Origin of the sequence: Arthrobacter sp. lap29 (assembly GCF_032458965.1) — a bacterium.
GTDB classification, from domain to species: Bacteria; Actinomycetota; Actinomycetes; order Actinomycetales; family Micrococcaceae; genus Specibacter; species Specibacter psychrochitiniphilus.
Map to the genome: position 1 here is coordinate 40723 of NZ_JAUCEK010000007.1, position 22284 is coordinate 63006.

General features: G+C 60.5%; 23 protein-coding genes. 8 read left to right on the forward strand and 15 right to left on the reverse strand.

The window, feature by feature from the left end; genetic code table 11:
- Positions 1-2: 2 nt before the first annotated feature.
- Entirely contained in the window at positions 3-242 is a 240-nt protein-coding gene (locus RY113_RS12785) for a hypothetical protein (protein WP_315914866.1), read from the forward strand.
- A gap of 27 nt (positions 243-269) precedes the next feature.
- Here the strand turns inward: RY113_RS12785 and RY113_RS12790 are convergent, their stop codons facing one another.
- Positions 270-842 (reverse strand): MarR family winged helix-turn-helix transcriptional regulator, encoded by a 573-nt coding sequence (locus RY113_RS12790; protein ID WP_110107188.1) that lies wholly within the window; start codon positions 840-842, stop codon positions 270-272.
- A 106-nt stretch (positions 843-948) separates the two neighbouring features.
- Between RY113_RS12790 and RY113_RS12795 the strand changes: the two genes are divergently transcribed.
- A complete protein-coding gene (locus RY113_RS12795; RefSeq protein ID WP_315914867.1) occupies positions 949-3255 on the forward strand; it encodes an MMPL family transporter in 2307 nt (768 codons plus the stop codon).
- A gap of 27 nt (positions 3256-3282) precedes the next feature.
- On the opposite strand, the gene RY113_RS12800 is transcribed toward RY113_RS12795, so the two are convergent.
- The 8 genes from RY113_RS12800 to RY113_RS12835 are packed head-to-tail and all read right to left on the reverse strand — an operon-like array spanning position 3283 to position 10689.
- Positions 3283-4812, reverse strand: coding sequence for a deoxyribodipyrimidine photo-lyase (locus tag RY113_RS12800; protein WP_315914868.1), 1530 nt, complete (start codon positions 4810-4812; stop codon positions 3283-3285).
- A gap of 37 nt (positions 4813-4849) precedes the next feature.
- Positions 4850-5707 carry a prenyltransferase gene (locus RY113_RS12805; RefSeq protein ID WP_315914869.1) on the reverse strand — a complete coding sequence of 286 codons (858 nt, stop codon included), beginning with the start codon at positions 5705-5707 and terminating at the stop codon, positions 4850-4852.
- 3 nt (positions 5708-5710) lie between these two features.
- Positions 5711-6100: a lycopene cyclase domain-containing protein gene (locus RY113_RS12810; protein ID WP_315914870.1), complete on the reverse strand. Its 390-nt coding sequence runs from the start codon at positions 6098-6100 to the stop codon at positions 5711-5713.
- Positions 6097-6480, reverse strand: a complete 384-nt coding sequence (locus RY113_RS12815; RefSeq protein ID WP_315914871.1) for a lycopene cyclase domain-containing protein — start codon at positions 6478-6480, stop codon at positions 6097-6099. The genes RY113_RS12810 and RY113_RS12815 overlap by 4 nt, the downstream gene beginning before the upstream one ends.
- Positions 6477-8141 (reverse strand): phytoene desaturase family protein, encoded by a 1665-nt coding sequence (crtI, locus tag RY113_RS12820; RefSeq protein ID WP_315914872.1) that lies wholly within the window; start codon positions 8139-8141, stop codon positions 6477-6479. The genes RY113_RS12815 and crtI overlap by 4 nt, the downstream gene beginning before the upstream one ends.
- Positions 8138-9070, reverse strand: a complete 933-nt coding sequence (locus tag RY113_RS12825; protein ID WP_315914873.1) for a phytoene/squalene synthase family protein — start codon at positions 9068-9070, stop codon at positions 8138-8140. Before RY113_RS12825 ends, crtI begins: the two co-directional genes overlap by 4 nt.
- A 3-nt stretch (positions 9071-9073) precedes the next feature.
- On the reverse strand, positions 9074-10201 hold the full coding sequence (locus tag RY113_RS12830; protein WP_110107138.1) for a polyprenyl synthetase family protein: 1128 nt from the start codon (positions 10199-10201) through the stop codon (positions 9074-9076).
- On the reverse strand, positions 10198-10689 hold the full coding sequence (locus tag RY113_RS12835; protein ID WP_110107139.1) for a MarR family winged helix-turn-helix transcriptional regulator: 492 nt from the start codon (positions 10687-10689) through the stop codon (positions 10198-10200). The genes RY113_RS12830 and RY113_RS12835 overlap by 4 nt, the downstream gene beginning before the upstream one ends.
- An 83-nt stretch (positions 10690-10772) precedes the next feature.
- Here RY113_RS12835 and RY113_RS12840 point away from each other — a divergent pair, with 83 nt between their 5' ends.
- Positions 10773-12245, forward strand: a complete 1473-nt coding sequence (locus RY113_RS12840; RefSeq protein WP_315914874.1) for an SDR family oxidoreductase — start codon at positions 10773-10775, stop codon at positions 12243-12245.
- Here the strand turns inward: RY113_RS12840 and RY113_RS12845 are convergent.
- The 4 genes from RY113_RS12845 to RY113_RS12860 are packed head-to-tail and all read right to left on the reverse strand — an operon-like array spanning position 12242 to position 13937.
- On the reverse strand, positions 12242-12901 hold the full coding sequence (locus tag RY113_RS12845; protein WP_315914997.1) for an ABC transporter permease: 660 nt from the start codon (positions 12899-12901) through the stop codon (positions 12242-12244). The two genes, RY113_RS12840 and RY113_RS12845, sit on opposite strands and share 4 nt — an antisense overlap.
- Positions 12902-12950: 49 nt before the next feature.
- Positions 12951-13208 carry an ATP-binding cassette domain-containing protein gene (locus RY113_RS12850; protein WP_315914875.1) on the reverse strand — a complete coding sequence of 86 codons (258 nt, stop codon included), beginning with the start codon at positions 13206-13208 and terminating at the stop codon, positions 12951-12953.
- Between the two features lie 31 nt (positions 13209-13239).
- A complete protein-coding gene (locus RY113_RS12855) occupies positions 13240-13605 on the reverse strand; it encodes a DUF1048 domain-containing protein (RefSeq protein WP_110107143.1) in 366 nt (121 codons plus the stop codon).
- Positions 13602-13937, reverse strand: coding sequence for a PadR family transcriptional regulator (locus tag RY113_RS12860; protein ID WP_110107189.1), 336 nt, complete (start codon positions 13935-13937; stop codon positions 13602-13604). Before RY113_RS12860 ends, RY113_RS12855 begins: the two co-directional genes overlap by 4 nt.
- A gap of 274 nt (positions 13938-14211) precedes the next feature.
- On the opposite strand from RY113_RS12860, the gene RY113_RS12865 reads away from it, so the two are divergent.
- On the forward strand, positions 14212-15360 hold the full coding sequence (locus RY113_RS12865) for a PQQ-dependent sugar dehydrogenase (protein ID WP_315914876.1): 1149 nt from the start codon (positions 14212-14214) through the stop codon (positions 15358-15360).
- Between the two features lie 156 nt (positions 15361-15516).
- On the opposite strand, the gene RY113_RS12870 is transcribed toward RY113_RS12865, so the two are convergent.
- Together RY113_RS12870 and RY113_RS12875 are read right to left on the reverse strand one after the other, a co-directional pair.
- Entirely contained in the window at positions 15517-16353 is an 837-nt protein-coding gene (locus RY113_RS12870; protein WP_315914877.1) for a PhzF family phenazine biosynthesis protein, read from the reverse strand.
- Positions 16354-16845: 492 nt separating this feature from the next.
- Entirely contained in the window at positions 16846-17379 is a 534-nt protein-coding gene (locus RY113_RS12875; RefSeq protein ID WP_315914878.1) for a TetR family transcriptional regulator, read from the reverse strand.
- A 144-nt stretch (positions 17380-17523) separates the two neighbouring features.
- Between RY113_RS12875 and bioB the strand changes: the two genes are divergently transcribed.
- The 4 genes from bioB to RY113_RS12895 are packed head-to-tail and all read left to right on the forward strand — an operon-like array spanning position 17524 to position 22271.
- Positions 17524-18648 carry a biotin synthase BioB gene (gene bioB / locus RY113_RS12880; RefSeq protein WP_315914879.1) on the forward strand — a complete coding sequence of 375 codons (1125 nt, stop codon included), beginning with the start codon at positions 17524-17526 and terminating at the stop codon, positions 18646-18648.
- The gene (locus RY113_RS12885) at positions 18641-19969 is read left to right on the forward strand and encodes an adenosylmethionine--8-amino-7-oxononanoate transaminase (protein WP_315914880.1); all 1329 of its coding nucleotides are present in this window, start codon (positions 18641-18643) and stop codon (positions 19967-19969) included. The genes bioB and RY113_RS12885 overlap by 8 nt, the downstream gene beginning before the upstream one ends.
- A complete protein-coding gene (locus tag RY113_RS12890) occupies positions 19969-21204 on the forward strand; it encodes an aminotransferase class I/II-fold pyridoxal phosphate-dependent enzyme (RefSeq protein WP_315914881.1) in 1236 nt (411 codons plus the stop codon). Before RY113_RS12885 ends, RY113_RS12890 begins: the two co-directional genes overlap by 1 nt.
- On the forward strand, positions 21201-22271 hold the full coding sequence (locus RY113_RS12895) for a cytochrome P450 (RefSeq protein WP_110107147.1): 1071 nt from the start codon (positions 21201-21203) through the stop codon (positions 22269-22271). Before RY113_RS12890 ends, RY113_RS12895 begins: the two co-directional genes overlap by 4 nt.
- Positions 22272-22284: the final 13 nt, after the last annotated feature.

The following is a 22284-nucleotide window of genomic DNA, read 5'->3' on the forward strand; positions in this document are numbered from 1 at the left end:
GCATGAAAAAGTTTTACCGACTGACGGCGGCGCGGCTAAGCCCGTGGGCCGATGACGTCACTGAGAAGTTAGCGAACGTGTCACTTTCCTCCGAAGAGCCGGCTGAACCAGCCGCCGGCAAGGCTCTAGACCGGGCGGGGTTTGGACTGGTCGCTGGGAGCCTGAAGGAATGTCTGGCCTCAGGCCACAGCGAAGACCTGGACAGCGGCAAACTGGAGAAGCTGTTCCTGTCCTTGTCGTAAAACGTGGCGCACCTTCACTGCGGCGGTTCAGCCCTGTTGCGCCCAGGCCACACCATTGAGGGAAATTTCTTGGCTCATGTCATCAAGGAAACGGATCACCACATCGCGTTCTGCCTGACTCAACCGCGCCGCCGCATAGAATCGCTTGGCTTGTTGGCGCCCCACCGTGTCCATGGCCGCTTGCCGGGTTTTCGCAGTGATGGTGATCGCCAGCGCCCGGCGGTCGGTGGGATGGGCCTGACGGATGATGTGTCCCGCACTTTCGAGCCGGTCCAGCAGCTTGGTGGTGGACGCCGTCGAGATTTTCAGGTGAGCGGCAATGGCACCGGGGGTGGCAATGTCTTGGGTGTTCGCCGCTACGATCAAGTAGTGCAGCGCCCGCATATCGGATTGGTTGAGTTTCATGTACCGCAGCGAGGCGTCCGAGAGCTCCTTCTCGGCAACGCGCAGCCTACCCAGCGCAGCCATAAGCTGGCCAATGCTCTCAATTTCGGCCGGGGCCATTGCCGCCCGGTCAATGAGCTGACTGTCGGGGTCGGCAGCATTGACATCGTAGAGGTTTCTCGGCAATGGAGCTTCATTTTCCTTGATACTTGCCATGAACATAATTCTATCCCAGCTCCTATATAAAGAGCTCCACTTGTTGCAAGCTTTAGTATTTACTAGCTAAACTAGATTAAAATTTGTTAGCGATGGAGAACTGAATATGAGCAGGCACAAAGCCATCCCTCACGCCGGGACAAATCCCGGCAAACCACAGCACAAACCCCGAAAATGGCTGAGGACACTGCTGCCGGCGCTGATCATCATCGCTTGGTTTGTTGGCGGCTCCATTGGCGGACCCTACTTTGGAAAGGTCAGCGAGGTCTCATCTAATGATCCAACCACCTACCTGCCGTCCTCCTCTGACGCCACCCAAGTACAAAAACTGCTGAGTGATTTCCGTGACTCTGACGAGATTCCCGCCGTCCTGGTCTTCTCCAGCACCGACACCCTGAGCCCAAATGACATAGCGGCGGTGTCTGAGCAAGTTTCAGAACTGACCAAGATTGCCGGCGTGGGCCAGGACGTATCCCCCGCCATCCCCTCAAAAGACGGCCGGGCACTCCAGGCTTTCGTTCCCATCCAATCCGATGCCGACATTGGCGAGATCGTCACCACCATTGGCACTACTCTGCGAGCATCAGCACCTGAGGGCGTTTCAGTTCATGTCACCGGCCCAGCCGGATTCACGGCAGATTTGATCGAAGGTTTCTCCGGGATCGACGGGATCCTGCTCGGCGTGGCTCTTTTGGCTGTGTTCGTCATCTTGATTGCCGTCTACCGCTCCCTGTTGCTCCCGGTGGCCGTGCTGGCCACCAGCCTGTTTGCCCTGTGCGTGGCCCTACTGAGTGTCTGGTGGCTGGCGAAAGCTGGAATCCTGCTGCTGAGCGGCCAAACCCAGGGCATCTTGTTCATTCTGGTCATTGGCGCCGCCACGGACTACTCACTGCTCTACGTTTCTCGTTACCGGGAAGAGTTGCGTATCTCCACGGATAAATGGTCCGCGAGCATGGCGGCCATCCGCAAGTCCGCAGAACCGATTGCCGCTTCCGGCGGGACAGTTATTGTGGGCTTGCTTTGTCTGCTGCTCAGCGATTTGAAATCCAACAGTTCACTAGGACCAGTAGCTGCGATAGGCATTGTCTTTGCCATGCTTTCTGCCCTGACTCTCCTACCGGCACTGTTGTTCGCTTTTGGCCGCAACGCGTTCTGGCCGCGCCGGCCCAAATATGAACCAAACGTTGTGGCAGCAGAACATGGAGTGCACGCCACGGGCGTCTGGGCCAAGCTGTCCCGAACCATCAAACGCCGTCCGCGCTTGATCTGGATGGTGACCACCGCCGTCCTGCTGATAGGCGTCTTTGGCGCCACCACGCTCAATGCCAGTGGCGTTCCGCAATCGGAGCTGGTACTGGGCTCCTCCGAGGCACGTGATGGCCAAGCCATCTTAGGCCAGCATTTCCCGGGCGGCACCGGCAGTCCCGTGCTTGTTGTTGTGCCACAGGCGCAGTTGCAGGATGCGGCGGATGTGCTGTTGGCGCAGGAGGGTGTTGACTCTGTCTCAGTTGTTGCGGCAGATGCCCCCGGCGGCAGCGCCACTGTCACAGCCCAAGGCATTGGAGCCATGGGCGCACCCGGGGCAGCAGCTCCCCAACCCACCGTGGCCAACGGGGACATCATGCTCCAAGGCACACTCGCTGATGCCGCGGATTCTGACGCTGCCTCCTCCGTGGTGCGCGAGCTACGGACCGGCCTCTCCGGCGTTGTCCCGCAGGCTCTGGTGGGCGGTGTCACGGCCACCTCGATTGACACTAACGACGCCTCCATCCATGACCGCAACTTGATCATCCCCGTGGTTCTGGTGGTCATTCTGCTCATCCTTATGATGCTTCTGCGTTCTGTCCTGGCACCGGTGCTGTTGGTCCTGACCACCGTGCTGTCCTTTGGCACGGCCTTGGGAGTGGCGGCCTTTTTCTTCAACCACGTGTTCCACTTCCCCGGCGCAGATCCCGCGGTCCCGCTCTTCGGATTCATCTTCCTTGTAGCCCTGGGCATTGACTACAACATCTTCTTGATGACTCGAGTGCGGGAGGAATCACTCAAACATGGCACCCATGACGGGATCATCCGCGGGCTGGTCATTACTGGTGGCGTGATCACCTCGGCAGGGCTGGTTCTGGCCGCTACTTTCTCGGCTCTTGGTGTAATTCCCATCCTCTTCTTGGCCCAGATTGCCTTCATCGTGGCGTTCGGGGTGCTGCTGGATACCTTTGTGGTCAGGTCATTGCTGGTCCCGGCCCTCAGCTACGATCTGGGCAAAGTCATCTGGTGGCCCTCCAAGCTCTCCCGGGCAGCCACGCACGCCAGCGGCCATGGTGACGGAGGCGCCGACGGTGAGGCTGACGGAGCTGGCGCCGGAGACGGGGCTCACGGCGGCCAGCTAGATACATTGTCCGCTCACCGAAGCTAAGACAGCAGCTCGAGGCGGTGAGGCGCGCTAGAGCGGCGCCTCACCGCTTCGAGCGCTTTGCTTCATATGCTCATAGGCTGCAAGCGCAGCTGCACGTGATTCCTTGAGGTCTACAACAGGCTCGTGACTAAGTGTCGGGGCAAACTGTGCCTGGTACCGGCCGTGTGGATCGAATTTTTTGGCTTGCAGTACAGGGTTGAAGACCCTGAAATAGGGTGCGGCGTCAGTACCACACCCAGCTACCCACTGCCAGTTCGCCGGATTGGATGCCGCATCAGCATCCACGAGGGTGTCCCAGAACCAAGCCTCGCCGGCTCGCCAATGGATACCCAAATTCTTCACCAGCAAACTGGCAACAACCATGCGCACGCGGTTATGCATCCACCCGATCTGCCATAGTTGGCGCATGCCGGCATCCACCAATGGGAACCCGCTCTCGCCTCGGCACCAGGCAGTGTAAAGCTCATCGATGATTGCTTGGCCGGGCTCGCTCTCACCGGATCCGCTCACAGATGGTCCGATCGAAGCGCCCGCGCTACCGGGTACGGGCAGCACCGTGGTGGGCCAAGACCAATCAAAGCCGTCGAACTCTGGGCGAAGATTCTGTTGGTGTAAGTGCGGCTGGTGGTAGAGCTGGTTCCAGCAAAAGTCCCGCCAGGCCAGTTGGCGCATGATGGCCCGGGCGCCGTCGGCGGCTTCTCGGTTCGCCGCGGCCAAGGCGCCCAATGCTTCCCATACTTGGACAGGGCTCAGATGCCCCCAGCGCAGTGCGGGCGAAAGCCGGGAGGTTTCATCAGAGCCGGGCCGGTCCCGTCCTGTGAGGTACCCGGCGGCCACCTCATCCAAGACCAGCGCTAGCCTTTCATGGGCGGCACCCTCACCCGGTGTCCAAGCCTTGGCTAGCCCTAGGGACCAATCCGGAGCCTTGGGCAGCAGTTCCCAACTTTCTAGATCGTCGCTGCTGCTTCCCGGCCTAAGCCCATCAAGGTCCAGATGTTCTTGGGCCCTCTCTGGTGCGGGAAGTTCGGGGCGCAGCGGGAGGGCAAGCAGCGCGTTATAGAACGGTGTGAACACCTTGTAGTGCCGTTCTTCCTTGGTCTTAACAACCCAAGGTTCGTGCAACAAGGTGCCGGAGTAGCTACTGACGGAACAGCCAAGTTCCCGCAGGGCTGCCTTGATTTCGGTATCAACGCTGCGTTCTCCCCCACCGTACCGGCGGTTCCAGTGCATGGACAGCCCGTTGGCGGGCAGCCCGAACAGTGTACACAGCTTGCTAACCAACTCAGTGACCAGCGGCGCTGCCGGCCCCTTCAACAGCACCAGCGGAACGTTCAGCGCCGCGAGATCCTTGGATAAGTCCACCAGACTGTGGTGCAGCCACCACTTTGCACCAGCACCCAACGGGCGGATGCCCTCAGACTCTTCATCAAGAACGAACACTGCCACGGTAGGCACGTGAGTATCCGCCATGGCTGCACTGAGTGCGGGGTGATCGGCTAGACGAAGGTCGTCACGGAACCACACAACGTTAATGGCGCTCAGAGCAGTTTTTCTCATGTCGATGCTATTCCTTCTCTCAGGCAGGTGGTGGGCGTCATCGGATAAAGGCGTACCAAATAAGAATCATGGTGATGAAGAAACCGGTCATGTAGTTGAGCCATAAGAAACGTACCCAGCCAGCATGCGCCCGGCCAGAATCCTGCTCCTGTAAAAACAGATAAGGCAACACATTCAAGATGTAGGGCAGTGCCAACACCGCGGCTAAGGGGCCTGGCCAATCAGTGAACAACAACAAAATGCCGCCTACCGCATAGGCGCCAGCCGCAAACCCCACAGTCAACCGGGCACCCAGCACCGTGCCAATGGAACTTAGCGAGGCCGCCCGGTCAGGAACAATGTCTTGAACCGCGCCGAAGGCCTGGGATGCAACCCCCCAAAGGAAAAATGCAGCAGTCACGGCAACCAATTCGCTGTTGAAATGAGCTCCCGCTAGAACTAGCCCATACACCATGGGAGAAACAAAGTGGATGCTGGAAGTCACGGAATCAAGAAAGGGGCGTTCCTTGAACCGCAGATGCGGGGCGCTGTAGGCCACCACCGCCGCCATGGAGAACAGCAACACCAGGTTTGCCTGCCAAGAGCCCACCACAGCCAACACAATAAGGAAGGGAAGCAGCCCTAAAACGCACGCAAAGAGTATTCTGCGGTGTTTGCTCGGATCCACCAACGCACCCTCCGCGCCCCCCTTGCGCGGGTTGAGCAGATCGGATTCGTAGTCAAAAACATCGTTGATTCCGTACATGGCCAAGTTGTAGGGAATGAGGAAAAATACTGTGCCCACCACAAAGATCCAGTCAATGGCACCCGTGCTCAATAAATACGCGGCAGCAAACGGGTAAGCGGTATTGACCCACGAGACCGGGCGGGAGGTGGCGAAGAGTTCACGCAGCAAAATTCAGAGCCCTTTCCTTGTTGTCTTGGCCGCTGTTGTCTTGGCCGCCGGCTGCTGTTCCACAGACCTCGCAGGTGCGGGCGCTCCCGGAGGGCGGCCGCCGGCAAGCCACCACAGCGCCGGGGCGAAAAACACCACACTCACCGGATAGCTGAAGTCTTCCAAGGGGGCCAGCCCCACCCGCACGCCCAGTAGGGTCTTTTCAGCATAGGCAAAAAGACCTGAGCCAATCATGACATTGTCAAAAATAGCCGTCAGTAACACCAGGGCTAGCAAGGCAATGCCCAGCGCTGGCGCTACACTGCGCAAACTGATGCGCCGCACCCAAAGCGCTATAAAAAGCAACAACACCGAACCGGCCAAGAAATACAGCGAAAGCAAGGCAAAACTCACAGCTCCCCCTGATCTGCGCGCTGGGACTGAGCCGGGCCATTGGAACCATCTGAGTGTTCTAGTTTAAGCAGTTTCCGGTATCCGCTCCAGCGCAGAAATCCTAGCACTGCCAACATGCTCTGGTAGCAGAGGAAAAAAAGAAAAAACGCTTCTTCCATCGGTAGCGCATTGCCCAGCATGATCCCCGTCATGAGAGGAGAATCAAGGTGCAAAAAGATGCCCTTTTCTATGGCGATGACATCCCAGAGCAGAAAAATGCCGGTCCCACCCAGCAGTGAGATCACTGCCGGCAATGGTTGGGAAAAGAGGAACAGGCGGTATCTGGCATCCAGTAACGTCAGGCAAACAATGAGTACCAACAGAATCAGTAAATACGTCACCGCTCTGCCCGCCTCTTCGCAGCGCTTTGAATGGCGGGCTCAAATTCCAGCGGACCGGGTTTCTTGATCCCGTTGATGCGTTTGGTGACAAGTTCGGCACTGATTAGGCACATGGGTATACCAATCCCAGGGCGCACCGAACTGCCAGCATAATGCAGGCCAGCAACCTTGGGGTTGTGGTTTGCTGGCCGAAAAAATGCGCTCTGACGCAGTGTGTGGGCCAACCCCAAGGCTCCACCTTGCCAAGCGTTAACGGTGTTGAGGAAGTCAGCAGGTCCGTAGCTTTGACGCACCACAATACGTTCGCGCAAGTCAGGGATCCCGGCCCAGGACGCAATCTGATCAATCGCGGCGTCTGCTACTTCCTCCACTTGCGCGGCGCCCGTGCCGTCTGGTCCGCCGCCTCCCCACGCGGGCAGTGCCGGTGCGGGGACTAGGACAAAGAGGTTCTCGTGGCCGGCGGGTGCCACCGAAGGGTCAGTGTGGCTGGGCATGCAGACGTACACACTGGTTTCCGGTTCGAGGTCTCGGCCTTGATGGATCCGCGCAAAATTCTCCTCCCAGTCTTTGGTGAAGAAAAGATTGTGGTGATCTAACTGTGGAATTTTCCCCTTAATACCTAAGCACAGCAGCACGGCGCTGGGGCCGGGGTCCCGGCGTTTCCACGAGGCTTGCGAATGTGCACGGAATTCCGGTTGCAGCAAGTCCGCTTCGATATGGTGCAGATCGGCTGCGCCCACGACAACGTCAGCTTCTTGAACATTGTGCTTTATCCCGGACCTGGCGGTATTGATCCACCGCACAGCCTGGACCTGGGGTTTGCCCGTGGTAGCAACATCTATGCCTTCAACCTGAGCCTCGGTGATGATCTCCACACCCGCTTGAAGACAGATCTGCTCCATAGCATCAACCAGGGCGGCAAAGCCTCCCATGGGGTACCCAACACCTTGGGTGAGGTCCAGATGACTCATCAAGTGATACAGGGCGGGGGTTCGCTGCGGGCTGGATCCTAGAAAAACTGCCGGATACCCCAAGATCTGGCGGAGCCTACCGTCGGTGAACCGCTTGGCTACATGCTTCTCCAAGGAGGTGCCCAGAAGCGGCGCAAGTTGTGGCAGCAGCTTCAACGTCTGGGGGTTGATGAAGGATTTAATGGAAGAGAAATCGTCGTAGAGGAAATGTTGCAGGGCAAGGTTGTAGCTTTCCTTGGCCTGTTCACGGTATTGGCTCAGTGCTGCACCGCCCCCGGGCGCCAAGCCTTCAAAGACGGCGTCGGCGTGCTCTCCAGTGGAAAGGTCCACGGGCCCGGACTCTCCGGCAAACCACACTCTGTAACCGGGGTCCAGCGCCACCAGGTCCAAGGCTTCCTGCGTAGAACTGCCCATCAGCTCAAACCAGTGTTCAATGACCTCCGGCATCAGATACCAAGAGGGGCCGGTGTCAAAACTGAACCCGTCTCGGTGCAGGCGCCCGGCACGTCCACCTAGGTGCTTTTGTTGCTCTAACAAGGTGACCTTGTGGCCCGAGGCCGCCAATAGGCCCGCGGTGGCCAGCCCGGAAAAGCCTCCCCCGATCACCACCACCTGCTGTGGCCCCGCCGCAGGAGTCTTTTTCTTGTTGGTCTTCACCGTGCTCTGTGCTCCTTGTTTGTTCTGGCTCATCGGCGCAGCCGTGTCAGTGTCTGCGCGGACAGCGCCCGAACCGCGATGGCTGCTTTGTGCAATGGCGCTACTGACACACGCCGCCCCAGCAGCTCTGCTGCGCTGGTGCGGTCCAGCTGAGTGTTGAGCTCACTGAACAACCCATGAGCCACGGACACTGCCACAGCTGCACGTAACGGCAAAAGGGGTATCCCCTGTGCTGCGGCGTTGAGGTCCGCACGGATTTCAGCCACCAGTTGATCTTTGTGTTCTTCAGAGAAGTCTTGAGGGTCCAGCCCGGGGAAATAGCTGCGGCCCAGTTCGCTTGTATCCGAGGCCAGGTCACGCAGGAAGTTGACCTTTTGAAAGGCAGCTCCGAGCCGTCTAGCGGCAGCTTCCACTTCGGCGTTCTGGCCAGCGTTTGCCGTGGGAGAGGAGAGGAAAACCTTCAAACACATCAGCCCCACCACTTCGGCGGATCCGTAGATGTAGGTATCAAGTGAAGCCTCATCATGGTCAGAGACAGTCAAATCCTTGCGCATCGAGGCAAAAAATGGGCGCGTCAAGGTGGAATCAATGCCGCACTGCCTTGCTGTGCACGCAAAAGCGTGCACAATCATGTTGGTGCTGTATCCGCTAAGCAGAGCCGCCTCAGTCTCCGCTTCCAGCCGGTCCAGCGCTTCCTCCGTGGCGGCAACGCTCAGCCCGGCTTCCCTGGCCACGCCATCCACCACTTCATCAACAAGTCTCACCAAGGCATAGACGTTGGCAATATGTGTCCGTGACGCCTGCCCCAGCATCCGGCAAGCCAGCGAAAAGGATGTTGAGTAGGCACTGATGACCACCCCGGCGCTGCGTCTTGCTGTGGCTGAGTACAGCTCCAACGGCGTCAGACGTTCTGTGCGCGGACCTGTTTTTGCCGATGAATGCTCTGTTGTGTCATGACTCATGATTTAGGCCCCCCTGTTCAAAATGAGTAGCGCGAAGTCCTGGAATTGTTCGCTCACGTGTTCCGGTAACCGCATTTGCTGTGCAGACACGATCGCCTTCTCACACAAGTCTTGAGCAAGAGCCCGCGCCTGGGCTTCCACATCCGCAGCTTCCAAAACCGAACGAAGCGATTCCACGGAGTCCGTGTGGGCGCGCAGCATGCTCAGGCTCGCCCCGAATTCGGGCTGTTGGGCTACGAGCGCGGTCAAGATGGTACTTTTCCCCTCACGCAAGTCGGAGTCTATTGACTTTCCGGTCCGGGCTGGGTCCCCAAAAGTTCCCAAAACGTCATCGATCAGCTGATACGCCACCCCGAGCTGGCCGCCAATACTAGCCAGTGCCTCAGCCGCCTCCATGCTCGCACCGGCCAACAACGCACCTGTGTGCAGTGGGAATTTGAAGGAATACGAGGCCGTTTTGAGCTCCTCCATGAGCAACACGTCCCGAACCTTTGCGGGGGTTCGGCCCAGCGAATACAGCAGGTCCTCCAGCTCCCCAGCGCCTGCGTGATGGATGGCCCGCTGAAAGGAACTCTCCAAGGCTGCCGCGTGCGGATGGGAGCCGCCGGCGCGCAGCGCCAGTGAAATGGAGGCAGAGAGCAGCAAGTCTCCGGCGATGATTGCGGCACTGTGACCTGCATGTTCGGCATCAATCAAGCTCTCGCCGGTGTGGAGGGCATCATCACGGTACAGGGCGGAAAGGGTGGGACGCCCTCTGCGCGTGAAGTCCCTATCAATCACATCGTCATGAAGGAGCAACGAGGTGTGCAGCAGTTCAAAAGCGCAACCCATACTGACGATCCGGTCATTGCTTGGCCTGCTCCCGCGCAACGCTGCAGACCCTTCTCGCGCAAAGGCGTCATGGCCAAGTTTTACTAGGCGGGGACGGGTCAGTTTGCCGCCGTGCAGCGATCCACCAATCCGTGACCATAAAACTTCTGTTGCCGGCGAATACTGTGCGGCGTCTGTTGTGTAGTTTTGCACTATCTGGGAAAGTTCTCCGCGCACACTAGCGTCAAAGGCCGCTTCCTGCTCGGTGCTAAAACCAGCTGGCTGCGGCGTGGTGGTGGTGGTCCAGGTCGACAAGCTCATAATTGTGTTCCCCTTTTCGCCGTCGCGGCCGCTGCCAAGGTGTCAATGCGGCCATGAATTGCTGCCAGTACGTGTTCTAGATAGCTTGTCACTATCTGCTGCTCATGAGCGGAGATGTTGTTCATTGATTCACTGGAAGCGTCAAAAAGCGGACGCATGGCAGCCACTACCAGTTCCACTGTGCCGGTACTGGGACGAATCAAGATACTTCTTCGGTCTGCGGGGTTGGGTGTGCGAACAACCCTGCCGCGGGCGCTGAGCCTGTCAATCAGTGCGGTGGTGGCTGCAGTGGATACCCGCAGTTTTGCGGCCAACTCGCTCGGTGTCAGCGGCGTTCCAAAGGTGAGGTGTTGCAGCGCGTCAAAATCTGTTTCGTTGATTTCGAGCTCGCGGCACAAGGAGTGCTTCAGCGAATCATTAAAGAGAAGAACCTCATGTAGCAGCCGTGATGCGCCCTCTTTGGCGGGATCTTGGAAAGTTTCTGACATTTTTTACCTCGATGGGTTGATTGCTCTCCTATCTAGATACATTATGGGGTAAGTAACTAACAACTGTCGAGTAGGTGAACCTTATGAGTAACATTGCTGTCACGGGCGCCACGGGATACATTGGCGGGCGTCTGATTCCCATTCTGCTCCAACAAGGTCATGATGTGCGTGTATTGACGCGACGGGCCAATGCCCTACGGGACGTGCCGTGGAGTAATCAGGTCAAAGTGGTTGTCGGTGATCTGGCAGATCCGCACGCGGTGGAAGAACTCTGTGATGGTACGGAGGTTCTGTACTATCTGGCGCATTCCATGAGCGGAAGCCAAGATTTTGGCCCGGTCGAGGAACGCTGCGCGAAGGTCGTAGCAGCCGCAGCGAAGGAAAAAGGGCTCAAGCGGCTGATTTACCTTTCCGGCCTGCACCCACAGGGTCCGCTGAGCAGGCACCTGAGCTCCAGGGTCAAGGTGGGCGAGATTCTAGAATCTAGCTCCATCCCTACCCTGACATTACAGGCAGGGCTAATCATCGGTTCCGGTTCGGCTAGTTTTGAAATGGTCCGGCACCTCACAGACGTGCTTCCTGTAATGCCCGCCCCCAAATGGGTACTCAACCGAGTCCAGCCCATCGCGGTCCGGGACGCCCTGCACTACCTGACCAAAGCCGCTGCACTCCCGCCTGAGGTTTTTGGGCGATTCGATATTGGCGGCCCGGAGGCGCATAGCTATGGAGATCTCATGCGCCTTTATGCTGATGCTGCCCATATTCGGCGTCCCCAGATAGTCCCGTTGCCAGTCCTGACGCCGTGGCTGGCCGCACAATGGGTGAACTTGGTAACCCCCATTCCGCGATCCTTGGCCATTCCGCTGGTCGAATCCTTGCAGCATGACTGTGTCATGGAGAACCGTGACATTGACACTATTATTGACCGCCCGGAAGGCGGGCTGATGGACTATTCACAGGCGGTGGAGTTGGCGCTGACCAAGTTGCGGGAGGACACCGTGGAGACCACTTGGGTCACAGCCCACGCGTTGGAAGCTCCTGCGGATCCATTGCCCTCAGATCCTCAATGGACGGGGCATACTGTCCTGACTGACGTGCGCAAACGCGAAACGAAGGCCAGCCCCGCCAGCGTTTTCAAGGTCATTCAAGGCATCGGCGGGGAAACTGGCTATTACTCCCTACCGAGCGCATGGGCACTGCGCGGCATCATGGATAAATTAATGGGCGGAGTCGGGTTGCGCCGTGGCCGGCGTAGCCGCGAGAATCTGGCCCTTGGCGACGCTGTGGATTGGTGGCGGGTTGAGGAGATAGTCCCCAACCAGCTCTTGCGCCTGCGCGCCGAAATGCGAGCCCCGGGGCGTGCTTGGCTGGAATTCTCGGTGGAACCTGCTGGTACCGGAAGCCACTACATCCAGCGCGCTGTGTTCTTCCCCCACGGCCTCGCCGGGCGCCTGTACTGGCTGGCCATTCTCCCCTTTCACGGCCAGATCTTTTCTTCCATGTCCAAGCGCATCACCGCGGCTGCAGAGGAGCTAGAACGCCAGCCGCGGCCTTAAAGAAACTTCCTGCGGTAGGCCACCAAGGCAAAGGTGTACGCCACCATCAGGATGCCCACGCACCAAGCAAGCGCAACCCAGATGGTGCCACCCACCGGTGCCTGCGCCAGCAGTTCCCGGATCGCTCTAACAATGGAGGTGACAAGCCGATGCTCCGCGAACCACTGGACCGCTCCAGTCATGGACGCAGCGGGCACAAACGCCGAGCTGATGAAGGGCAGAAACATCAGCGGATAGGAAAAAGCGCTGGCACCATCAACTGTTGTTGCGGACAGTCCGGCAAAGACGGCCAGCCACGTCAGAGCCAAGGTAAATAACACCAGAATCCCGGTAATAGCCAGCCAGGCCAATACGCTGGCTCCTGATCTAAAGCCCATGATCAGGGCCACGACCACCACCACAATAACGGAGACCAGGTTGGCCACCAAGGACGTCGTGACGTGCGCCCACAGGACGGATGGGCGGGCAATCGGCATGGATTGGAAACGCCCAAAGATGCCACCCTTTAAGTCATGGAAGAGCCGGTAAGCGGTGTAGGCCCCACCAGAGGCGACCGGCATCACAGTGGTGGTGATGATGGTGTCCGGGCAGCGGGTGATGTGCCGCAGGGAACGGCCAAGCAGCACGGGGGCCCCTTGGACAGCAAGTTCCTTCACAGCCGCCCACACTTCCAGGCGTGCCTGCGGGTCAAGGCCCGAGTGGATCTCATCCACGGCGCGAACTGGCCGGTGAGGCTAATTGACTCGTGTACCTGATTGACTCGTGTACCTGGGCCGGCGCGGTGGTGACGGAAAAGCCATTGACGGCGCCAGCTCCGGCGTCGGGCTTCAACAGGGTGGCAAGGATCTTGATGAGAGTGGTTTTGCCGGCACCGTTGGCGCCAAGCAGGGCGAGAATGCTGCCTGTGGCAACCTCACGGTTGACACCGCGCAACCCCTTCGCGCTCTTGTAAGACTTGTGCATGCCCGCACGTGGATCATGGGGGCCGGGGCGTTCATGGCTCCTGCCCCTGCGCCACCGCCCGCTCGATCGATGTACTCAGCCGGGCCCGCTCCTTCCTGATCCAGCTGCCGCCACCGTAGTTGTCCATAAATAGCTCCGCGAACTCCACAGGATTGGCCCCGAGCACATCGCGGACGGGGGTACCGGCCGCCGCGCTCTGTTCAAGCAGCTCAACCAGGTCATCCAGCATTGCGATGAGAGATTTTCCGTCATTGCTGGGCCCCATGAACATAAGGTAGCGCTCCAGTGCGGCCGCCGCCTGGCGATACCCGCCGGGCAGAGCCTTCACCCGCGCCTTGTAGTCCCGGTACGCCTTCTTTTGCTCGAGCGGTCCGGTAACTTTTTCAATCCAGCTCATGCTTCATTCCTTCCATGGTGGAGCGTCTCGAGCCGCTGCGAGAGGAAGCTCCAGGTTTTCCAAAATTCCGCCAGGTAGTCCCGCCCCTGAGCGTTCAAGGCGTACACCTTGCGTGGCGGCCCTTTCTCGGAGGGCACCTTTTCGACCTCAACCAGGCCGTTTTTTTCAATTCTCACCAAGAGCGCGTAGACGGTTCCCTCGGCAATATCCGTAAAGCCTTGCTCACGTAACCTCGCCGTCATGTCATACCCGTAGGCGGGTTTCACGGCGAGCGTGGCTAAAACAATCCCCTCGAGCGTTCCCTTGAGCATCTCGGTCATTTGCTTGCCCACAGGCAACATCCCCTTGCTACTAAGTAGTATTGACTACCACTACATAGTAACACCAGCTAGTGGGCGCGGAAGGGCTTTTGCTCGCGTTATTTGCCCGCCTTATTTACAGCGCTATTTACCCGCGGGCGACGCCGTCTGCGAACCTACCGCCGCACGCTCACCTGCGCAGGGCGGGCCCGTCCTGCGCCGTCGGGTGCGTCCCACAGGCAATTGCCTGCTGGTGGGTCAGATAGTGTGGGCAAAACACGGGACAGACCACTATGAGGAGTCCACCATGAGCTGGATGCGTGCCCTGCGAGCCATCATGGCCGCACTGATTTCCTGCCTGCTGATGGCCTCCTGCGCCAGCGAACCACCTACTCCCACGCGGTCCGCCTCGGCCCAGTCCACGCCCACACAGTCCACGCCCACACAGTCCACGCCTATACAGCCCACGGCCACCCAGCCCGCACCTTGGGGCCGTGTTTCACAGGTGGCGTCAGGACTGGAAGCACCCTGGTCCATTACGTTTCTGGACGGCGCCGCTCTGGTCAGCGAACGGGACAGCGGACGTATTATGGAACTCTCCGCCGACGGCACACCACGCACCATCGGCACTGTCCCTGGAGTGCTGCACGGGGGCGAGGGTGGCTTGCTCGGTTTGACGGTTGATTCCCAGAACCGCTTATACGCATACTCCACGGGCGCGGGAGGCAACCGCATCCAACGCTTCGCGGTTACAGGCACGGCAGGGTCGCTGGCACTGGGCGCGCCGCAGAGCCTCCTCGAGGGGATCCCAGCAGCCGGGAATCACAACGGCGGCCGCCTCGCCTTTGGTCCGGATGGGCTCCTTTATGCAACTACTGGGGACGCCGGCCAACGCTCACTGGCCCAGAATCTTCACTCGCTGGGCGGCAAGATCCTGCGGATGAGCCCCGACGGCGGTGTGCCTCCAGATAATCCCTTTCCCGGCTCCTACGTGTACAGCTACGGGCACCGCAACCCGCAGGGCCTGGCGTGGACAGAGGATGGGACGTTATTCGCCACAGAATTCGGCCAAAACACGTGGGATGAGCTCAATATCATCACGGCAGGGAACAATTATGGCTGGCCCACAGTGGAAGGAATCGCCAGGACTGAAGCGTTCACCGATCCAGTGCAGCAGTGGCGCCCCGAGGAGGCGAGCCCCAGCGGCATCGCCTACGCCAACGGCGCACTGTACGTTGCCAATTTACGCGGGGAGGTGCTGCGCAGGATCCCCGCTACTGATCCCACAACGGCCAAGGATTGGTTTACCGGTAAGTATGGACGCATCCGGGACAGCGCCCTGGCCCCGGACGGTTCCCTGTGGCTGCTGACCAACAATACCGACGGCCGAGGCAATCCGGGACAGGGCGACGACAGAATCATTGCGCTGAACCTCAACGGGGCTAGTGAAAAATGAAATATCTGAAGGTAGAGCCATTTTCTCCCAGAAAGGTGCAGCCGTTGACCTGCGGTTCTGTGGTTCTACGGTTCTACGGTTCTGCGGTTGTACGGAGCAGGGTTGAATTCTCTGGCGAACGGTCATTACCGTTCCGGGACCTCACCCCATAGCCAGCTACAGCCTGACGCTTCCCTCAACGCAGCTCGTGACATGGCCACCAACCCAGATTGCCCCGTCATTGAGGCTCACACGCACTCGGCCCTGGCGCCCCAGTACCGTTCCCTGCGACGCAACGTAATGGTCGGCTGCTGCCCCGGTGTCGATCATCCAGCGGGCCAGGCCAGCATTGACGCTTCCTGTCACGGGGTCCTCCCATACGGGATCTCCTCCGATGAAGGCACGTACTTCGAACTGGGATTCTTCCCCGGGTCCGTACGGGCCCACCACTCCTATCTCAAGATCACCAGCCTTCCCCGGATCGGGCCGTAGACCAAGAACTTCCCGCGCCGAGGACAAGCGGACACCAATCCACTGGGGGCCATTGACCAGCCACGAAGCATCAATGATTTTGCCCCTGGAGATACCTAGGATCGTTGCTACTCGGTGAACGAGCATCTCATCTACGGGCCCGTACCGAGTGAGCGGCGGCGCCTCAAAAGCGATTTGACCATCCGCGACTCGGACGGGGATCAACCCTGCTGCACATTCCTGCATTAGCATGCCGCCACTCCGTGGTGATCCGCCGGCCTCCAGCCATGCTTTGGCGGATCCAAGCGTTGGATGGCCGGCAAAGGGAAGCTCTTCCCTGGCTGAGAAGATCCTCACCCGGTAGTCGGCCTGCGGAACGCTTGGGGCGAGAATAAACGTTGTTTCGGACAGATTTGTCCAAGTGGCGAAGCGCTGCATAGCCTCGGCGCTCAAACCATCGGCATCGTGAACAACCGCTAACGCATTGCCCCGATACGCCTCTTCGGAGAAGACATCCACTTCACTGTATCGGCGCATTTTCATGACGCCAATGTAGCAGGATCTGGCCGCCTCGCCCCAGTCTTTGAGGGCGAAAGACGGCGAGATTGACCCCGTCGGTTAAACCAGGCCACAGCGTAAGGATAGTCACTTTTTCACAAACCACTCCGCAGTGGACACGCTCAACACATTTGGAGTACATCCAGTGACACATCGAGTCACACGGCGCCCATCAAGAGACATCCCTTGACATCAAGTTATGCGTGCCTTGTACTGGAACAAAAGAAACAGGTGGGTAACATTCATCCATTGTTATCGATCACATATTATCGGTCCGCCCACAGGCAACCTGGCCTCGAACTATCACGCTCAACACTTAGCTCTCTTTGACGAGGAGTCCTCTAGATGATTTGGCCCAAATAGTACTTCCGGTCCGCCTCTGCGTGCTGGGCGAGCTTAGGCACGCCGCGCACAGCACACAGGCCATCCAACAGGGCCAACAGTTCCAGCCGGGCAACCGGGCAACGTCAGGCAGATTTACTCGCCTGAGATCTTGAGCCCCGCCAGGAAAATCCTCAGGCCAAAGTCAAAGGCCGCGTCGGCGTCGTGGTCCGGTTCTTCCAGAAGGCCCGCGCGGACAAGCCCCGCCCGGGTCTGTTCCTGCGTAACGGCACCAATAATGTAGTGAATGAGCGCCTCGGCAGCCCACTGATCTGCAGGGGCAGACATTCCCTGCCCGGTCATCAAGGTACGCACCGCAAGCAGCGGCGAATCGGCGTGTGGCACCAGCACCTGAGCCAATGCCACCACTTCAGCGCCGTCACGCACCGATAATAGCGCTGTACGAATAGCCATGGCCAGCTCCCGCAGAGACGCCGGCTCACCAACCGTGTCCAGGATCATTCCGGCCAGCACGGTCAGCAGTTCCTGCTTGTTTTTGATATGCCAGTACAAGGCTCCCGGCTGCACCTGGAGATCGCGCGCCAAGCGGCGCATGGAGAGGTCGGCCAGCCCGTATTCGCGCAGAATTCCCATGGCCGCCGCTACTATCTGCTCGCGTGTCAACGCCATGGAATGAGTGTCCTTATCAAGAGTGCCCGGATACCCCAACGGCACCCGTCCCATCTTCCCCCATGCCCCTCGCCTATCCTCATTCGCACCCCAGCTGCGAGCGCCTCAATTGACAGGGGCACCCTCAACACACAAACTTGAACGGTGTTCAATTACTTTGATGACCTAGCCACCCGCCAGCTGAGCGGCGCCACCTTGACCCGCCGTGAGGCCCTTGCCATCCTCGAATCCACCGACGAGCAACTGCTGGAAGTGGTGGCTGCTGCTGCACGGCTGCGCCGGACCCATTTCAGCAACACGGTCAAGGTCAACTACCTCGTAAACTTGAAATCCGGCCTATGCCCGGAGGACTGCACGTACTGTTCCCAGCGGCTGGGCTCGGCTGCGCAAATCCTCAAATACACGTGGTTGAAGCCGGAAGACGCCGTGGCCCAAGCCGCCACCGGAATTCGTGCCGGCGCCTCCCGGGTGTGTATGGTGGCCAGCGGCAAGGGCCCCACCGACCGTGACGTGGACCGTGTGGCCGGGATGGTCACAGAACTCAAGGACCAGCACCCGGACGTGGAGGTCTGCGCGTGCTTGGGCATTCTCAAGGACGGCCAGGCCGGACGCTTGAAGGCGGCCGGAGTAGACGCCTACAACCACAACCTGAACACCAGCGAATCCATGTACGCAAAGATTTGCTCCACCCATGAATTCTCCGACCGCGTACAAACGGTGGAGCATGCCAAGGCCGCTGGCCTCTCCCCCTGCTCCGGCATCATCGTAGGCATGGGGGAAAGCCACGAGGATCTCATTGATGCCGTCTTCGCCCTCCGCGAGCTGGGCAGCGACTCCATCCCCGTCAACTTCCTCATGCCCTTTGACGGCACCCCGCTGGAAGGCACCTGGCTCCTGAGACCCGCAGCCTGCATGCGCGTTCTGGCCCTTGTCCGCTTCGCCTGCCCCAGCACTGAGCTACGCATGGCTGGCGGTCGCGAAATGCACCTGCGCACGCTCCAGCCGCTCGCCCTCCATGTGGCCAACTCGCTGTTCCTGGGTGACTACCTCACCAGCGAGGGCCAGGCCGGGCAGGCCGATCTGGACATGATCGCGGACAACGGCTTCGTGGTCCTGGGCAGTCCGGAAGCCGCCACCCAGCAGGGGTGCGGGAGCCAGTCTTCCGGTGGTTGCGGTTGCCACGGCACGCACGACGCCGAGACCTCCTCCGGCGCCAATCCCACCATCCGCCGCCGGGGAGCAGGCACCGCGCTGGCGCCCAATGCCTGAGGCCTCCCTGATTGAGCGCGACCGCGGCTTGTTGTGGCACCCCTATGCGCCACTTGACGGGCACCCGCCGTACGCGGTACATGCGGCAAACGGCACCACGCTGAGCCTCACGGGTGCAGATGGCCGCAGCTTTGAGGCAGTGGATGCCATGAGTTCGTGGTGGTCGGCCATCCACGGCTACCGGAACCCAACGCTCGATTCGGCCCTGGTGGAGCAGAGTGGACGGTTTAGCCACGTCATGTTTGGCGGGCTGACCCACGAACCTGCCGTCCGGCTCGCCGAACAGCTGACAGAGATGACAGGTCTGGACCATGTGTTCTTTGCCGATTCCGGCTCCGTTTCGGTGGAAGTGGCGCTGAAACTGGCCGTGCAATACCAACTGGGACAGCACCAGTTGGGGCGCGGCCGGCCCGGCCGCAACCGCTTCCTGGCCCTGCGTGGCGGTTACCACGGTGACACCTTTGCCGCCATGGGCGTGTGCGATCCCGTGGATGGCATGCATTCCGCGTTTCCGGCCAATATTGCGCAGCAACTGTTTCTGCCCCGCCCGCCCGCAGCACACCTTGTCAACGGAACGCTCGTCTCCGATGCGGAGTCCGTGTCCCGGTGGATTGCCGTACTCGAGGAGACGGTGCGCAGCCATAGCAACGAGCTGGCAGCCATCATTGTTGAGCCAGTGGTTCAGGGGGCCGGAGGCATGTTCTTCTATGCCCCGGAGGCTCTGACGGCCGCACGCCGCGTGGCGAATGAGCACGGGCTGCTGTTGATTGTTGATGAAATTGCCACCGGCTTTGGCCGGACCGGGAAGCTGTTTGCCTCCCAATGGGCAGATGCTGCCCCGGACATCATGTGCGTGGGCAAGGCTCTGACAGGGGGCTACCTGAGCCTGGCTGCCATGTTGTGTTCGGCACGCGTGGCCGCCGTGGTCACCGAATCACCACTGCGGGCGCTGCTGCACGGGCCCACGTTCATGGCCAACCCCCTCGCGTGTGCTGTTGCGTCAGCATCCATGGACCTGTTGGCGGGAGGGACCTGGCAGCAGCAAGTTGCTGGAATTCAGCAGAGTCTGGAACAAGCACTGGCACCGGCCATGGAGCTGGAATCTGTGCGCGAGGTGCGGGTCTTGGGTGCCGTGGGCGTAGTGGAACTGCATGTTCCCGTGGATGTGCCGGCTGTGACAGCGGCTGCCCTGGACCATGGTGTGTGGGTCAGGCCGTTCCGGAACCTCATTTACACCATGCCGCCGTTCATCAGCACGCCCCACGACGTGGCCACCATTGGCGCAGGCATCTGCGCCGCAGCGTCCCAGGTGCACGGCTAATGCCGGGTGCACCACCTACCGCAGCACCAACAGCCGGCCCACAAACTGCCATGGACGCCTGGCTCCACTCTCGCGCCGAGGTCCGGGAACGCCGCGGGCTGCAGCGCAGCGCAACACCGCAGGGCACAGTCATTGACCTAGCCTCCAACGATTATCTGGGCCTCTCCGCCGATGCGCGCGTCATTGAGGCGTCCACCCAGGCACTGCACGACCACGGCGCCGGGGCCCGGGCTTCCCGCGTGGTGTGCGGCACCAATCAGGCTCACCAGTACCTCGAGGAGCAATTGTGCCTGCTCACGGGCCATGACTCGGCACTGGCATTTTCCAGCGGCTACACCGCCAACCTGGGCGTGCTCGCGGCGTTGGGTGGCCCGGGAACCCTGATGATCTTTGACGCCCACGTCCACGCTTCCCTGCGTGACGGGATCAAGCTCTCCCGCTCCCCCGCGGTGGAGGTGCCCCACAATGACCTGAACGCGATTGCCGCCGCACTGGCCGGGCGCACCCAGCCGAGGGCCGTCGTCGTGCTTGAATCCATTTATTCAGTCTTGGGGGACGCGGCAGATCTTGCGGCCGCTGCCGCGCTGTGCGCCACGTACGACGCCCTGCTTTTGGTGGATGAGGCGCACGGGATTGGTGTTGCCGGCGGCGGGCGGGGGGCTGTTGCTGCGGCGGGGTTGGCCGGGGCGGGCCATGTTGCCGCGACTGCCACCTTATCCAAGGCACTCGGCTCCCAGGGCGGGGCCGTGCTGGGATCGGCCCTGTTGCGCGAGCATCTGGTGAACACGGCCCGGACGTTCATTTTTGATACCGCGTTGGCACCTGCGGCAGCTGCTGCGGGCGCACGTGCTGCCGCCATTGTCCGGGAGGAGCCCGGGCTGGCCGCCGCACTGCTGCGCAATGCAGAGGTTTTGGCGCGGCGTTGCGGGGTGGCCCCGTCAGCCGGAGCCGTGCAGTCGGTCCCTGTTGGGTCCGCGGCACTGGCTGCCGAAATCACCACGGAGCTGCGGTTGGAGGGGGTGTCGGTGGGCTGTTTCCGTCCGCCCAGCGTGCCCGACGGTGTGTCCCGGCTCAGGCTCACGGCCCGCGCCAACCTCACGGCCCAGGAGCTCGACACCGGCATCACTGCCCTGACCCGGGTCCTGGCTGCGGCCAACAATGCCGCCGAAAACAGTGTCACTGAAAGCAGTGCCATGGCAAGCATCAACCACGGAAAAGCGAGTAATCCGGCATGAGTTATTTAGTCATTGGCGAGCCCGCCCAGGTCAAGGAGGTCATGGCCCGCACGGACGACTTCGCGCCTACGAATGCGCTGACGTCGGTGGTGCCGCTGGCTCCTGCCACCCTGCGCATTCTCAGCAAGGCGCGTTTTGCGCTGCCACCCGTATTGGCCTCCGCCACAGGCGCCCAGCACCGCGCCGTGCGCACCATGGTGGGGAAATTTTTCACCCCGGCCAAGGTGGCGGCGATCGAGCCGCGCGTGCGCGAACTCTCGCAGCAGCGCCTGGCTGCCGCGAAGCTTGAACTTGCGCACGGTCCGCTGGATCTGGGCGATGCCGTGGGCCGGCACATTCCACCCTTGGTCATGGCCGAGCTGACGGACCAACCCACCCCGGACTTGGACCTGTTGAACCGCTGGAGCAGGGACTCCCTGGAGCTGTTCTGGGGCTGGCCCGATCCCGAGCGGCAGGTGGAACTGGCCCACAGTGCGGCCGAGTTCTATGTGTGGCTGCGCCAGGAAGTTGCGGCAGCCAAGGGCACGGCATCGCTGTTTGGTGTTTTGGATGCAGCCGGGCTCACGAGCGCTCAAGTCTGTTCGCTGGGCTATTTCCTCGTCATTGCGGGCCAGGAAACCACCTCGTTACTGATCAATACGGCGCTTTACCGCGGGCTGGAACTCGGGCAAGTAGCGGGAGGGTGGGCATCGCTCGCGGACCCGGAGGCCGCCCGCGCCCATATCAAGGCCGTGTTGGCCACGGAATCCTCCGTCCACACGTGGCGGCGGGCTGCCCTGCATGACACCGAACTACAGGGCACCGCCATCCCGTCCGGGGCCGAGATCCTGCTGGAGCTGACAGGCCAACACCCTGAGAACGCGGCTGCTTCGGCGTTCTCGTTGGCGTTCGGGTACGGCCTGCACCGCTGTCTGGGCGCCAAACTGGCCGAGCTGGAAACCGCACTGGTGGTGGAGGAAACGGCCCGAGCCCTGCCCGGCCTCATGCCCGCGGGAGATCCGCCGCAGTGGCTGCGGTTGCTCTCATTCCAGGCACCGCTGACGGTGCACGCCACTCAACCTCACTAAATCACGCCTATTT

Bases quoted from the DNA above. Each gene is read 5' to 3' on its own strand.
- crtI (WP_315914872.1), bottom strand. From the start codon at position 8,141: ATGAGCCAGAACAAACAAGGAGCACAGAGCACGGTGAAGACCAACAAG.
- RY113_RS12785 (WP_315914866.1), top strand. From the start codon at position 3: ATGAAAAAGTTTTACCGACTGACGGCGGCGCGGCTAAGCCCGTGGGCC.
- RY113_RS12835 (WP_110107139.1), bottom strand. From the start codon at position 10,689: ATGTCAGAAACTTTCCAAGATCCCGCCAAAGAGGGCGCATCACGGCTG.
- RY113_RS12850 (WP_315914875.1), bottom strand. From the start codon at position 13,208: ATGCACAAGTCTTACAAGAGCGCGAAGGGGTTGCGCGGTGTCAACCGT.
- RY113_RS12795 (WP_315914867.1), top strand. From the start codon at position 949: ATGAGCAGGCACAAAGCCATCCCTCACGCCGGGACAAATCCCGGCAAA.
- RY113_RS12885 (WP_315914880.1), top strand. From the start codon at position 18,641: ATGCCTGAGGCCTCCCTGATTGAGCGCGACCGCGGCTTGTTGTGGCAC.
- RY113_RS12855 (WP_110107143.1), bottom strand. From the start codon at position 13,605: ATGAGCTGGATTGAAAAAGTTACCGGACCGCTCGAGCAAAAGAAGGCG.
- RY113_RS12790 (WP_110107188.1), bottom strand. From the start codon at position 842: ATGGCAAGTATCAAGGAAAATGAAGCTCCATTGCCGAGAAACCTCTAC.
- RY113_RS12870 (WP_315914877.1), bottom strand. From the start codon at position 16,353: ATGAAAATGCGCCGATACAGTGAAGTGGATGTCTTCTCCGAAGAGGCG.
- RY113_RS12800 (WP_315914868.1), bottom strand. From the start codon at position 4,812: ATGAGAAAAACTGCTCTGAGCGCCATTAACGTTGTGTGGTTCCGTGAC.
- RY113_RS12890 (WP_315914881.1), top strand. From the start codon at position 19,969: ATGCCGGGTGCACCACCTACCGCAGCACCAACAGCCGGCCCACAAACT.
- RY113_RS12865 (WP_315914876.1), top strand. From the start codon at position 14,212: ATGAGCTGGATGCGTGCCCTGCGAGCCATCATGGCCGCACTGATTTCC.
- RY113_RS12830 (WP_110107138.1), bottom strand. From the start codon at position 10,201: ATGAGCTTGTCGACCTGGACCACCACCACCACGCCGCAGCCAGCTGGT.
- RY113_RS12840 (WP_315914874.1), top strand. From the start codon at position 10,773: ATGAGTAACATTGCTGTCACGGGCGCCACGGGATACATTGGCGGGCGT.
- RY113_RS12895 (WP_110107147.1), top strand. From the start codon at position 21,201: ATGAGTTATTTAGTCATTGGCGAGCCCGCCCAGGTCAAGGAGGTCATG.
- RY113_RS12825 (WP_315914873.1), bottom strand. From the start codon at position 9,070: ATGAGTCATGACACAACAGAGCATTCATCGGCAAAAACAGGTCCGCGC.
- RY113_RS12875 (WP_315914878.1), bottom strand. From the start codon at position 17,379: ATGGCGTTGACACGCGAGCAGATAGTAGCGGCGGCCATGGGAATTCTG.